This window comes from Xanthobacter nonsaccharivorans (genome assembly GCF_043194755.2).
Lineage (GTDB): Bacteria > Pseudomonadota > Alphaproteobacteria > Rhizobiales > Xanthobacteraceae > Xanthobacter > Xanthobacter autotrophicus_G.
This window is the reverse complement of record NZ_CM195526.1, coordinates 4,680,585-4,692,073: the sequence shown is the minus strand read 5'-3', so window position 1 is coordinate 4,692,073 and position 11,489 is coordinate 4,680,585. Positions and strand designations below refer to the sequence as shown.

At 68.6% G+C, this 11,489-nt stretch carries 11 protein-coding genes; 7 read left to right on the top strand and 4 right to left on the bottom strand.

What is annotated here, in order from left to right:
- Window positions 1-176: 176 nt before the first annotated feature.
- From V5F59_RS21395 to V5F59_RS21385, 3 genes are all read left to right on the top strand, one after another.
- The gene (locus tag V5F59_RS21395; RefSeq protein ID WP_393980998.1) at window positions 177-1,169 is read left to right on the top strand and encodes a WD40 repeat domain-containing protein; all 993 of its coding nucleotides are present in this window, start codon (window positions 177-179) and stop codon (window positions 1,167-1,169) included.
- Between the two features lie 295 nt (window positions 1,170-1,464).
- Window positions 1,465-2,214 carry an acetoacetate decarboxylase gene (locus tag V5F59_RS21390; protein WP_393981000.1) on the top strand — a complete coding sequence of 250 codons (750 nt, stop codon included), beginning with the start codon at window positions 1,465-1,467 and terminating at the stop codon, window positions 2,212-2,214.
- A gap of 84 nt (window positions 2,215-2,298) precedes the next feature.
- Complete coding sequence (locus V5F59_RS21385) at window positions 2,299-3,450, top strand: patatin-like phospholipase family protein (protein WP_393981002.1); 1,152 nt, start codon at window positions 2,299-2,301, stop codon at window positions 3,448-3,450.
- Window positions 3,451-3,481: 31 nt separating this feature from the next.
- On the opposite strand, the gene V5F59_RS21380 is transcribed toward V5F59_RS21385, so the two are convergent.
- Together V5F59_RS21380 and V5F59_RS21375 are read right to left on the bottom strand one after the other, a co-directional pair.
- Complete coding sequence (locus tag V5F59_RS21380) at window positions 3,482-4,252, bottom strand: sulfite exporter TauE/SafE family protein (RefSeq protein WP_393981004.1); 771 nt, start codon at window positions 4,250-4,252, stop codon at window positions 3,482-3,484.
- Window positions 4,253-4,257: 5 nt separating this feature from the next.
- Window positions 4,258-4,908: a glutathione S-transferase family protein gene (locus V5F59_RS21375; RefSeq protein ID WP_393981006.1), complete on the bottom strand. Its 651-nt coding sequence runs from the start codon at window positions 4,906-4,908 to the stop codon at window positions 4,258-4,260.
- 362 nt (window positions 4,909-5,270) lie between these two features.
- Here V5F59_RS21375 and V5F59_RS21370 point away from each other — a divergent pair, with 362 nt between their 5' ends.
- The 3 genes from V5F59_RS21370 (at window position 5,271) to V5F59_RS21360 (ending at window position 9,619) form a co-directional block, all read left to right on the top strand.
- Entirely contained in the window at window positions 5,271-6,488 is a 1,218-nt protein-coding gene (locus V5F59_RS21370) for a polyhydroxyalkanoate depolymerase (RefSeq protein WP_393981008.1), read from the top strand.
- Between the two features lie 108 nt (window positions 6,489-6,596).
- On the top strand, window positions 6,597-7,853 hold the full coding sequence (locus tag V5F59_RS21365) for an MFS transporter (RefSeq protein WP_393981010.1): 1,257 nt from the start codon (window positions 6,597-6,599) through the stop codon (window positions 7,851-7,853).
- Window positions 7,854-8,188: 335 nt separating this feature from the next.
- Window positions 8,189-9,619, top strand: coding sequence for a homospermidine synthase (locus V5F59_RS21360; protein ID WP_393981012.1), 1,431 nt, complete (start codon window positions 8,189-8,191; stop codon window positions 9,617-9,619).
- A gap of 27 nt (window positions 9,620-9,646) precedes the next feature.
- On the opposite strand, the gene V5F59_RS21355 is transcribed toward V5F59_RS21360, so the two are convergent.
- Window positions 9,647-10,336 (bottom strand): alpha/beta hydrolase, encoded by a 690-nt coding sequence (locus V5F59_RS21355; protein ID WP_393981014.1) that lies wholly within the window; start codon window positions 10,334-10,336, stop codon window positions 9,647-9,649.
- A 117-nt stretch (window positions 10,337-10,453) separates the two neighbouring features.
- Window positions 10,454-10,906 (bottom strand): MarR family winged helix-turn-helix transcriptional regulator, encoded by a 453-nt coding sequence (locus tag V5F59_RS21350; protein ID WP_393981016.1) that lies wholly within the window; start codon window positions 10,904-10,906, stop codon window positions 10,454-10,456.
- A 144-nt stretch (window positions 10,907-11,050) separates the two neighbouring features.
- Here V5F59_RS21350 and V5F59_RS21345 point away from each other — a divergent pair, with 144 nt between their 5' ends.
- Window positions 11,051-11,479 carry an organic hydroperoxide resistance protein gene (locus V5F59_RS21345; RefSeq protein WP_393981018.1) on the top strand — a complete coding sequence of 143 codons (429 nt, stop codon included), beginning with the start codon at window positions 11,051-11,053 and terminating at the stop codon, window positions 11,477-11,479.
- The last annotated feature ends 10 nt before the right edge of the window (window positions 11,480-11,489 follow it).

The window sequence follows — 11,489 nt, the reverse complement described above, 5'->3', positions numbered from 1 at the left end:
GGCGTCGGGTTGGGGAGAAGGATGTCGCCCGCTCTTAAGGGATGCGCGGCGGATGGCAAAGGCTGGGCCGGCCGGTCGTTCCCGCCTCCCCGCGCCGGCCCCCTTGCCGGGCACCCTTGCCAGCTACCCGGTTCGATGCGTTAAGAAGCACGCCCTCAACCGGGAGCGTATCCTTCATGTCCTCCGCCCCATCCAGCCTCGCCGGCAAGGTCCAGCCCCTCGGCTTCGATGCCGAGATCCTGGCCGTCGGCTTTCTCGATGCGACGCCTGTCTTCGTCAGCGCCGACGGCGCGGCGCACCTGGCGGGAGCGGAGCCTCGCGCCGTGGCCCTGCACGCGGGCACCGTGCTGGAGGCGGCTTGCGATGGCCGGCGCCTCGTCACCGGCGGCGACGACGGCCGCGTGGTGGAATTGCGGGCGGATGGCACGACCCGCGTGCTCGCCGAGCACAAGGGCCGCTGGATCGACCGGGTGGCCCTGGGGCCGGACGGCGTCGTCGCCTATTCGGCTGGCAAGACCGCCCATGTGCTCCAGCCCAAGGGCGAGGTGAAGACGCTGGACGTGCCTTCCACCGTGGGCGGGCTCGCCTTCGCGCCCAAGGGGCTGCGGCTCGCCGTCGCCCATTATGGCGGCGTGACGCTCTGGTTCCCCAATGCGGGGGCGGCCAAGCCCGAGGTGTTCGGCTGGAAGGGCTCGCACCTCGGCGTGAAGTTCTCGCCGGACGGCCGCTTCCTCGTCACCATCATGCAGGAGCCGGCGCTGCACGGCTGGCGGGTGGTGGACGGCGCGCACATGCGCATGTCCGGCTACCCCTCGCGGGTGAAGTCCTTCGCCTTCACGGCGGATGGCAAGTGGCTCGCCACCTCCGGCTCGGGCGAGGCCATCCTGTGGCCGTTCCAGGCCAAGGACGGGCCCATGGGCAAGGAGCCGGCCATGCTCGCGCCCTCGCCCACCTCCCGGGTCACGGTGGTGGCGCCCCATCCCAAGGACCCGGTGGTCGCCGTCGGCTATGAGGACGGCATGGTGATGATGGCGCGCATCTCCGATGGCGCCGAGATCCTGCTGCGCGTGCCCGATGCCGACGCCGCCAGCGCCATCGCCTGGCATCCGAGCGGGGGCGCCGTGGCCTTCGCCACCGTCGGCGGCAAGGGCGGCCTCCTCTCCTTCTGATGCAGGGCCACCTGTCGTCGCGCCGTCACGGAGCGTGACTATGGGGCAGGCCGGATGGCGCGTCGCGTCATCTTTCCATGGATTGACCGCCGCGCCGCCGGCCGGTGGGCGCCGGACGGCCTCGGCCTTGGCGCGCCCGCGCCGGGGCGGCGAATCCGCCTCTTTATCAGAATGTTAGAGAACGGTTCCCTGGCCGCCTGGAGACAGATTCTGTTTCCATGCGGCCGGAACGCGCTCTAAGGTGGCGCCGCCGTTCGCAGATGCGAAGCTGGCCCTGCAGCACGAGAGACACCCGATGAAGATCGCCGATGTCCGCCGCACCGCCTATTCGATGCCGCTCGTGAACCCCTCGTTTCCGCCGGGGCCCTACCGCTTCATCGACCGCGAATTCATGATCATCACCTATCGCACCGATCTCGCGGCGCTGGAGAAGGTGGTGCCCGAGCCGCTCGAGATCGTCGAGCCGATCGTGAAGTACGAATTCATCCGCATGCCCGATTCCACCGGCTTCGGCGACTATACCGAGACCGGACAGGTGATCCCGGTGCGCTTCAACGGGCAGGAAGGCGGCTACGTCCATTCCATGTATCTGGACGACGAGTCGCCCATCGCCGGCGGCCGCGAGCTGTGGGGCTTCCCCAAGAAGTTCGCCCAGCCCAAGCTCGCCGTGGAGAAGGACACGCTGGTGGGCACGCTCCATTACGGCAGCGTGCTCTGCGCCTCCGCCACCATGGGCTACAAGCACGTGCCCTGCGACAAGGAGAAGGTGCTCGCCTCCCTGCTGGCGCCGAGCTTCCTGCTGAAGATCATCCCCGACGTGGACGCCTCCCCGCGCATCTGCGAGCTGGTGCGCTATTATTTAGAAGATGTGACCATCAAGGAGTGCTGGACCGGCCCCGGCGCCCTCGGCCTGTTCCCGCATGCGCTCTGCAACGTGTCGCAGCTGCCGGTGCTGGAGGTGATTTCCGCCCTCCATATCAAGACCGACCTCACCCTCGGCCTCGGCGAGGTGGTGTTCGACTATCTGAAGGACGGCGAGGGCTGAGGAGGTCCCGCCCCGACGCCTGGCTGCGGTGGCCCTCGCGCCGCCGCAGCTCTCCCATCGGCCCGAATTTCCAGAGGCAGGCTCATGAATCCGCGGCCCTCCCACCTCCCCGCCGACCTGTGCGACACCATCAACGAATACAAGCGCGTGGCCCTGGTGTTCCAGGGCGGCGGGGCGCTCGGTGCCTACCAGGCCGGCGTCTATGAGGCGCTGCACGAGGTGGGCTGCGATCCCAACTGGATCTCCGGCGTGTCCATCGGCGCCATCAACTCCGCCATCATCGCCGGCAACGCGCCGCAGGACCGGGTGCCGAAGCTCAGGGAGTTCTGGGAGACCATCACCTCCCGGCGCCTGGTGCCGTTCAACCTGGAGGGCGACATCTACCGCCAGTGGCGCAACCAGCTCTCCTCCTGGCGGACCATCTTCCAGGGCCAGCCGGGCTTCTTCATCCCGCGCTTCCCCAACCCGTGGCTCATGCCGTCCGGCGCGACCGGCGCGACCTCGTTCTACGATACCGCCCCGCTGCGGGACACGCTGCTGCGGCTCGTGGACTTCGACCGGATCAACGCGGGCGAGAAGCGCTTCTCGGTGGGCGCGGTGAACGTGCGCACGGGCAATTTCATCTATTTCGACAACAAGGAAACCACCATCGTGCCCGAGCACGTGATGGCTTCCGGCGCGCTGCCGCCCGGCTTTCCGGCGGTCAAGATCGATGGTGAGTACTACTGGGACGGCGGCGTGGTCTCGAACACGCCGCTCCAGTTCCTGCTCGACCAGCCGGACCATCCGAGCGCGCTGGTGTTCCAGGTGGACCTGTTCAGCGCCCGGGGGCCGCTGCCGCGCGACATGTTTGATGTCAGCGAGCGGCAGAAGGACATCGGCTATTCGAGCCGCACGCGCTACACCACCGACGTGTTCCGCCGGGTGCAGGACCTCAGGGGCAAGCTCTACGACGCGCTCCAGCGCATTCCCGAGCAGCTCCGCACGGAGGACGACCTCGCCCTGATCGAGGACTACAGCAGCTCCGGCCCGGTCAACATCTGCCACCTGATCTATCAGGAGAAAGCCTACGAGCGGGAGTTCAAGGACTACGAATTCTCCGTCGCCTCCATGCGTGAGCACTGGCAGACCGGCTACGAGGACACGGTGAAGACCCTGCGCCGGGGGGAGTGGCTGAAGAAGCCGGACGATTCCATCGGCATCGTGGTGCATGACATCCACCGCCTCTCCGAGTGAGGGGCGGCGGTCCTGCCGTCGGCGCGCGGGCTTACCCCAGCCCCCGCGCCAGCATGTAGGCGCCCAACAAGGCGAGCCCGGCGAAGAAGGCGCGGCGGAACACCAGCGGCGAGACCGCGCGGCGCACCCGCCGGCCGATCTCCATGCCGAGGAAGGCCGGGGCCAGCGCCACCAGCGAGGCGAGGAGGATCCTCGGGTCGGCCAGCACGGCGCCATCCTCCCCCGGCTTCGCCAGCACCACGGCAAGGGCGAAGGTGGAGATGGTGAAGGTGAGGCCGAGGGCCTGCACAAGGTCGTCGCGGCTGAGCCCGAGCGCCTGGAGATACGGCGCAGAGGGCATGACCGAGACGCCGGTGGTTCCCGTGACGATGCCGGTGAGGAGCCCCATGAGGGGCGACATCCACCCCTCGACGCCGGCCGGCAGTCGCAGCGGCACGGCGGACAGGCCCACCGCCCCGTAGAGGAGCAGCGTGGCGCCCAGGGCCGGCAGGGCGAGCGGCGACGTCAGGCCGCCGATGAGAAGGCCGCCGACGAGCGTGCCGGCCACCAGGGCAATCATCATCAGCCGGAAGCGGCGGGCGGTCGCGACCACGTTCGGGCCGGTGAAATACTGCCACAGGTTGGTGACGGTGGACGGCACGATGAGCACCGCCGCCGCTTCCGCCGGGGTGAGGAAGAGGCTGAGCAGGCCGATGCCCACCGTCGGCAAGCCCATGCCGAGAAGGCCCTTCACCGTGCCGGCGAGCACCAGCACGCAGAAGCCGGCGAGGGCGATGCCCGCGCCGGCGGCGTCGTGGCTCATGGGGGTCAGAACTCGGCGCCGAGCTCCTCGAGCTCCTCCGGCTCGTCCAGGGCGCCGGCGATCCATTCCTGCATCAGGGGCAGGGCCATGATGCGCGCGCGGTACGCCTCGCATTCGGCATCGAGCTTCACGTCATAGGTGGTGAAGCGGGAGCAGACCGGGGCGTACATGGCATCCGCCAGGGTGGGGTTTGCGCCCATCAGGAACGGGCCGCCATGGGCGGTGAGGCAGCCGCGCCAGATGGCGACGATGCGCTCGATGTCCGCCAGCGCGCCGGCATAGACCTTGAAGCCGGGATAGTGCGCCTTGATGTTCATGGGCAGGGCCGAGCGCAGGTTGACGAAGCCCGAGTGCATCTCCCCAGAAATGGAGAGGCAGTGCGCGCGCACCGCCCGGTCGGCCGGCAGGAGCCCGGCCTGGGGGAACACCTCGTTCAGGAAGGCGGCGATGGCGAGGGTGTCCCAAACGGTGACATCCTCATGCACCAGGCGCGGCACCAGGAAGGAGGGGGAGAGGAGCAGCAGCTCCGCCTTCATGTCCGGATCGTCGAGCGGAACCCGTTCCTCCTCGAAAGAGAGGCCCGCCATCTTGCACAGAAGCCATCCGCGCAGGGACCAGGAGGAATAGTTCTTGCTTGAGATGGTGAGTGTCGCCATGCCTGATCGCCTGTCCTGCGCCTTGGATGTCCGATCCCGTGACCCATCCGCCGCCGGCTCACCGTCTGCTGGCGCAGCGGGGCGGCGGCACCGTCTGCGAGTTCCCGTTTCGGGTTTCGAGCGGATGCGTGTTGCAATGCACCACGGCCCGCTTCAATATTCTTATAACAGGTACATCCGAACAGGATTGCTGCAAAGCAAAAAAAACGGGCTTGTGACAACAACTTAAAGGTCCCGCCGTCCGTGGGGGCGTCGGCATTCGGGGGACGCGGAGCAGAAGGACCTAACGGCATTATGCTGCAACAATCTTCCAGGTCTTCTTGTCCGGGGTGGGGACACCCGGGGGTGGGGTACGGGCGGCCATGATGTATCTGGCGTATCAGGCTCAGGCGGACCTTTTGAGTCCCATCCGCTTCCTCGCGGGGCTCGCGCGGCAGACCCTCACCGGGCCGCTGGTCAACGGCTATGGCCACATGGGCCTGCGTCACCTGGCGGCCGCCTATGAGCTGGTCGAGCGCGCCGGCCTCAGCCACGGCCGCCCCCGCTTCGGCATCGAGCAGGTGGAGGTGGGCAACCGCGAGGTGCAGGTGACCGAGGAGAAGACCGCGGTGCTGCCCTTCGGCACGCTGCTGCGCTTCAAGAAGGACGTGGACATCGCCCAGCCACGGGTGCTGGTGGTGGCGCCCCTCTCCGGCCATTTCGCCACGCTGCTCGTCAATACCGTGAAGACGATGCTGCCGGATCATGACGTCTACATCACGGACTGGCACAACGCTCGCGACGTGCCGCTGGAGGCCGGGCCGTTCGGCTTCGACGATTATGTGGAGCACGTGGTCCGCTTCCTGGAGATCTTGGGGCCGGGGGCGCATCTGGTCGCCGTGTGCCAGCCCTGCGTGCAGGCGCTGGTGGCCGCCGCGGTGATGGCGCAGGACAAGAACCCGGCCGCCCCTTCCTCCATGACGCTCATGGCGGGGCCCATCGACTGCCGGATCAACCCCACCAAGGTGAACGAGCTCGCCACCTCCAAGCCCATCAGCTGGTTCGAGCGCAACCTCATCGCCACGGTGCCGAAGGGCTTCCCCGGCTCGGGGCGGCGGGTCTATCCCGGCTTCGTGCAGCTCACGGCCTTCGTCAGCATGAACCCGACGCGGCACCTCAAGGCGCACCTCGACCTCTATCACGACCTCGCCGAGGGAGAGGAGGAGAAGGCGGAGGCGACCAAGACCTTCTACGACGAGTATTTCGCCGTGCTGGACCTCGCCGCCGAATTCTACCTGGAGACGGTGCGCTACGTGTTCCAGGAATACCGTCTCCCCAAGGGGGAATTGACCTATCGCGGCCGGCCCGTCGATTTCCGCGCCATCCGCAAGACGGCGCTTCTGACGGTGGAGGGGGAGCGGGACGACATCTGCTCCATCGGCCAGACCATGGCTGCGCAGGACCTCTGCTCGGGCCTGCGCCCCCACAAGAAGCGCCATCACATGCAGGCGGGCGTGGGCCATTATGGCGTCTTCTCCGGCCGCAAGTGGGCGGGGCAGGTCTATCCCATCGTGCGCAATCACATCCTCGCCAGCGACTAGGGCGCGATCCGCGCGCCGCAACGTCAGCGGGTTGCGGCGCGGCGATCCGGGGGGTACGGGGAGGGGGTCCTGTCTCCCGCCCCGTGACCTGATGTGACAGCCCCTGACGTGACAGCGCGCGCCGAGCCCGCCCCGGAGCGGCTCCGGGATCATCCCGCCTTCCTGTTCTTCTGGGTGAGCCGCGTCGCCTCCGCCCTCGCTTTCCAGATGCTCGGCGTGGCGGTGGGCTGGCTGGTCTATGCCCTCACCGGCAGCGCGGTGGCGCTGGGGCTGGTGGGGCTCGCCCAGTTCGTGCCGATCCTGGTGCTCACCCTCGTGGCCGGCCATGTGGCGGATGTGTTCGACCGGCGGCGCATCGTGCTGGCCGGGCAGGCCATCGCCGCCTTCACCCTCGCCCTGCTCGCCCTCGGCCTCGGCGGAGGCGGCGTCGAGCTTCCCGCCATCTATGCGGCGGTGGTGATGATCGGCGCCTGCCGCGCCTTCGAGCATCCCACCCTCGCGGCCCTGCTGCCGCGCATCGTGCCCGGGCCGGTGCTGCCGCGGGCGCTGGCGGTGTCGTCCTCCGCCTTGCAGATGGCGACCATCGCCGGGCCGGCGGTGGGCGGCTTCGCCTATGCCTTCGGGCCCACGGTGCCGCTGGCGGGGGCGGCCCTGTGCTATGCGGCCGCCGCCACCGCCATGGCCTGCGTGCGCCATCCGCCGGTGGCGACGGCCCGCAGCGGGGCGACGCTGGCGAGCGTGCTCTCGGGCCTTTCCTTCATCCGCGACCACAAGGTGGTGCTGGGCTCCATCTCCCTCGACCTGTTCGCCGTGCTGCTTGGCGGGGTGACGGCATTGCTGCCCATCTATGCCAGCGACATCCTCGATGTGGGCTCCACCGGGCTCGGCGCGCTGCGCGCCGCCCCGGCGGTGGGGGCGACGCTGATGGCGCTGCTGCTCGCGCGCCTTCCGCTCGCGCGCCACGTGGGCCCCAAGATGTTCGCGGCGGTGGCGGTGTTCGGGCTGGCGACGGTGGTGTTCTCCTTGTCGCGGAGCTTCCCCCTGTCCTTTGCCGCGCTGTTCGCGCTCGGGGCGGCGGACAACGTGAGCGTGGTGATCCGTTCCTCCCTGGTGCAGCTCTCCACCCCGGATGAGATGCGCGGCCGGGTGAGCGCCGTGAACTCCCTGTTCGTCGGCACGTCCAACCAGCTCGGCGAGTTCGAATCCGGGATGACGGCGGCCCTGTTCGGGGCGGTGGGGGCGGGGCTCGTGGGCGGGCTCGGCACCATCGCGGTCGCCCTGTTGTGGATGCGCCTGTTCCCCGAGCTGCGGCGGGTGGACCGGATGCCGGCCCGCATGCCGGCTCGCGCCCAGGGCCTGCGCTGACCAGATCCCCGGGAGATCCGATCGGGTGACGGGTTCCGCGTCTCAAGGCCCGGAGGGCGCTTCATCGGCCGTCCGGGAACAGGATTGTTTCCAGGCCGCCGGACCGCGCTTCGAGCGAAAGCCTTTTGTTTGCCGGCTTTGCGGCGCCTCGTCGGTTGACGTGCGGCCGCGCTTTTCCCATGGTGCCGCCGCCCGCACGACCGCGGGCGACTTGTCCCGGGCCTTTTTCCGAAGTCGCGACATCCGCGCAGGCGGATCACGGCCGGGATCATGGAGCCAAGGCGCCCCCTCCAGATGGAGCGGAACGCGCCGCCGCCCGACAGGAGTGGTAGAAAATGAGCGACTGGCCGGTCCACGCGAAGATCGACGGCCCCATCGTGATGATCGGTTTCGGTTCCATCGGCAGGGGCACGCTGCCCCTGATCGAGCGGCACTTCGACTTCGACCGCGAGCGCATGGTGGTGATCGACCCCGTGGCGGACCACCACAAGTTGCTCGAGGCGCGCGGCATCCGCTTCATCCAGTCCGAGGTGACGGCGGAGAACTACCGCGACCTGCTCACCCCGCTGCTCACCACCGGCGGCGGCCAGGGCTTCTGCGTCAACCTCTCGGTGGACGTGTCCTCCATCGCCATCATGGAGCTCACTCGCGAGCTCGGCGCGCTCTACGTGGATACGGTGATCGAGCCCTGGAAGGGCTTCTATTTCGACGAGACCATGGATAACGCCGCGCGCACCAATTACGCGCTGCGCGAGAGCCTGCTCGCCGCCCGCCGGCGCAACCCGGGCGGCACCACGGCGGTGTCCACCTGCGGCGCCAATCCCGGCATGGTCTCCTGGTTCGTGAAGCAGGCGCTGCTCAACATCGCCCGCGACACCGGCGTCGACCGGCCCGAGCCCACCACCCGCGAGGAATGGGCCCAGCTGTCCCGCGCCCTGGGCGTGAAGGGCATCCACATCGCCGAGCGCGACACCCAGCGCGCCCGCGAGCCCAAGGTGATGGGCCAGTTCTGGAACACCTGGTCGGTGGAGGGCTTCGTCTCCGAGGGCCTGCAGCCGGCCGAGCTGGGCTGGGGCACCCATGAGAAGGCCCTGCCGCCGGACGGGCGCACCCACGAGGCGGGCTGCGGCGCGGCCATCTATCTGCTCTCCCCCGGCGCCGCCACCCGCGTGCGCTCGTGGACGCCGACGCCCGGGCCCCAGTACGGCTTCCTCGTGACCCACAACGAGTCCATCTCCATCGCCGACTATCTGACGGTGCGCGACGGGGACCAGGTGGTCTACCGGCCGACCTGTCACTATGCCTACCACCCCTGCAACGACGCGGTGCTGTCGCTGCACGAGATGTTCGGCAATGGCGGCCACTTCCAGGAAAGCTGGAAGATCCTGGACGAGCACGAGATCGTCGACGGCATCGACGAGCTGGGCGTTCTCATCTACGGCCACGCGCGGAACGCCTACTGGTTCGGCTCCCAGCTCTCCATCGAGGAGACGCGCGAGCTGGCCCCCTACCAGAACGCCACCGGCCTGCAGGTGACCTCCGCCGTGCTCGCCGGCATGGTCTGGGCGCTGGAGAACCCGAACGCGGGCATCGTCGAGGCCGACGAGGTGGACTTCCGCCGCTGCCTCGAAGTGCAGCTGCCCTATCTCGGCCCGATGATCGGCACCTATACGGACTGGACGCCCCTGACCGGCCGCCAGAAGCTCTTTCCGGAAGATCTCGACCTGGAAGATCCCTGGCAGTTCAAGAACATCATCGTGCGCTGAGCGCGACCTGATCCTGCCCGCCGGCGCTCAGGCGCCGGCGGCACCCATGAAGAAATTCACGGCGAGGCCCACCACCGGCGGCTGCCAGGCGTGGGGGCCGTTGTATTCCACATAGGTCACGTCGTAGCCGGCCTCCTTCAGCAGGGCCGAATGCACCCGCCCGCTGCGGCCGACGGGGATCTGCTCGTCGTTGACGCCGTGGGAGATGAACACCCGCGGCGCCCCCTCCTGCCGATGCACCGACATGAAGCCGGCGGAGGAGACGATGACGTGCGTCACGAAATGCCCGTTCGTGAGCCCGAGCGAAAGGGCATAGCTGCCGCCGTCTGAATGGCCGGCAAAGGCAATGTGGGTGGGATCGATGGCGAAATGCCGGGCGACCATCCCGAGGGCCGCCTCCAGCCGCTCCCGGTCCGGCCCGTTGCCGGCGATCACGATGTCCCAGGTGGGGAAGGTGGATTGCGGCACCAGCAGCAGGAAGCGGTGCCGGGCCGCGTGCGCCTCCATCATGGGCAGGATCTTCTGTGCGCTGCCGCCGCCGCCGTGGAACAGCACCATCAGCGGCACCGGCGCGCCGGCCGTGAGCCCCTCCGGCACCACCAGCAGCGCGTCCCGTTCTTCCGAGAGCCCCAGGGCGTGCTGTCCGGGCGGCAGGGGCGGCAGCGTGGGCGGGGTGGGGGCGAAGCGGATGTGGCCGGCGAGGTGCGGGTCGAGCATGGGGGCCTTGCGCGTTTCCAGAGGCTGCCGGTTGGCGCGCACGCGTCCGGCTGTTCGTATCTGGTGTACCGTATGCGCAACGGGAGATGAAGCTCCCCCCAGGGGGCTCACTGACGCTCAGGCCTTCGTGGCGCGCTCCAATGCGGCGCGCAGCTGTGTGACCTCGCGGAGGAGCCGTTCCGCCTCGGGGAGTTCCAGTCCGGTGGCGGAAAGGATGCATGCCGGGATGGCGCGGGCCTCCCCCTTCAGGGCGCGGCCCTGCGCGGTGAGGCGGACGCGCACCACCCGCTCGTCTGCCGGGTCGCGGGTGCGGGTGACGTGGCCGAGGGCTTCGAGGCGCTTCAGCAGCGGGGTCAGCGTGCTGGACTCCAGCCCCAGGGTTTCGCCGATGCGGCCCACCGCCTGGTCGTCCTTGTCCCACAAGGCCACCAGGACGAGATATTGGGGGTAGGTGACGCCCAGCCGGTCGAGCAGGGGCTTGTAGAGGCGGGTGAAGGCGTGGCTCGCCGCATAGAAGCTGAAGCAGAGCAGCCCATCCACCGGGGGAATGTCAGGAGTTTCGTCAGGCATGGGTCGGTGTCCGGAATACTGGTCCAAAAATAATTATCGCACGATCTAATCGCAACCGCTTGACGGGCAGGTTCGGTCCGCGTATTTGTATCGTACACGATTTAATCGTATATGAAGCATATGCGACAGCTGAAGGAGTCAAACATGCCCGTCAATGTCCTCTACACCACGTCCGCCCGCGCCACCGGAGGCCGTGATGGCCACTCCGCGACCCTCGACGGCAAGGTTGATGTCAAGCTGACAACGCCAAAGGAACTGGGCGGCGCCGGCGGGGATGGCGTCAATCCCGAGCAGCTGTTCGCCACCGGCTATGCGGCGTGTTTCCTCGGTGCCATGAAGTTCGTGGCATCCCAGGGCGGCCCCGCGAAGGTGCCGGCGGACGCCAGCGTCACCTCCACCGTGGGCATCGGCCCCCGCTCGGAAGGCGGCTTCGGCCTTGCCATTGCGCTGGCGGTGTCCCTGCCAGGGGTGGACCGGACGGCCGGCGAGGCGTTGATCGCCAAGGCGCACGAGGTGTGCCCCTATTCCAACGCCACCCGCAACAATATCGACGTGAAGCTGAGCCTCGTCTGAGGCGGAGGCC

What these genes read in the sequence shown, in the direction of transcription:
- V5F59_RS21395 (WP_393980998.1), top strand. Translation starts at nt 177, where the DNA reads ATGTCCTCCGCCCCATCCAGCCTCGCCGGCAAGGTCCAGCCCCTCGGC.
- V5F59_RS21390 (WP_393981000.1), top strand. Translation starts at nt 1,465, where the DNA reads ATGAAGATCGCCGATGTCCGCCGCACCGCCTATTCGATGCCGCTCGTG.
- V5F59_RS21385 (WP_393981002.1), top strand. Translation starts at nt 2,299, where the DNA reads ATGAATCCGCGGCCCTCCCACCTCCCCGCCGACCTGTGCGACACCATC.
- V5F59_RS21380 (WP_393981004.1), bottom strand. Translation starts at nt 4,252, where the DNA reads ATGAGCCACGACGCCGCCGGCGCGGGCATCGCCCTCGCCGGCTTCTGC.
- V5F59_RS21375 (WP_393981006.1), bottom strand. Translation starts at nt 4,908, where the DNA reads ATGGCGACACTCACCATCTCAAGCAAGAACTATTCCTCCTGGTCCCTG.
- V5F59_RS21370 (WP_393981008.1), top strand. Translation starts at nt 5,271, where the DNA reads ATGATGTATCTGGCGTATCAGGCTCAGGCGGACCTTTTGAGTCCCATC.
- V5F59_RS21360 (WP_393981012.1), top strand. Translation starts at nt 8,189, where the DNA reads ATGAGCGACTGGCCGGTCCACGCGAAGATCGACGGCCCCATCGTGATG.
- V5F59_RS21355 (WP_393981014.1), bottom strand. Translation starts at nt 10,336, where the DNA reads ATGCTCGACCCGCACCTCGCCGGCCACATCCGCTTCGCCCCCACCCCG.
- V5F59_RS21350 (WP_393981016.1), bottom strand. Translation starts at nt 10,906, where the DNA reads ATGCCTGACGAAACTCCTGACATTCCCCCGGTGGATGGGCTGCTCTGC.
- V5F59_RS21345 (WP_393981018.1), top strand. Translation starts at nt 11,051, where the DNA reads ATGCCCGTCAATGTCCTCTACACCACGTCCGCCCGCGCCACCGGAGGC.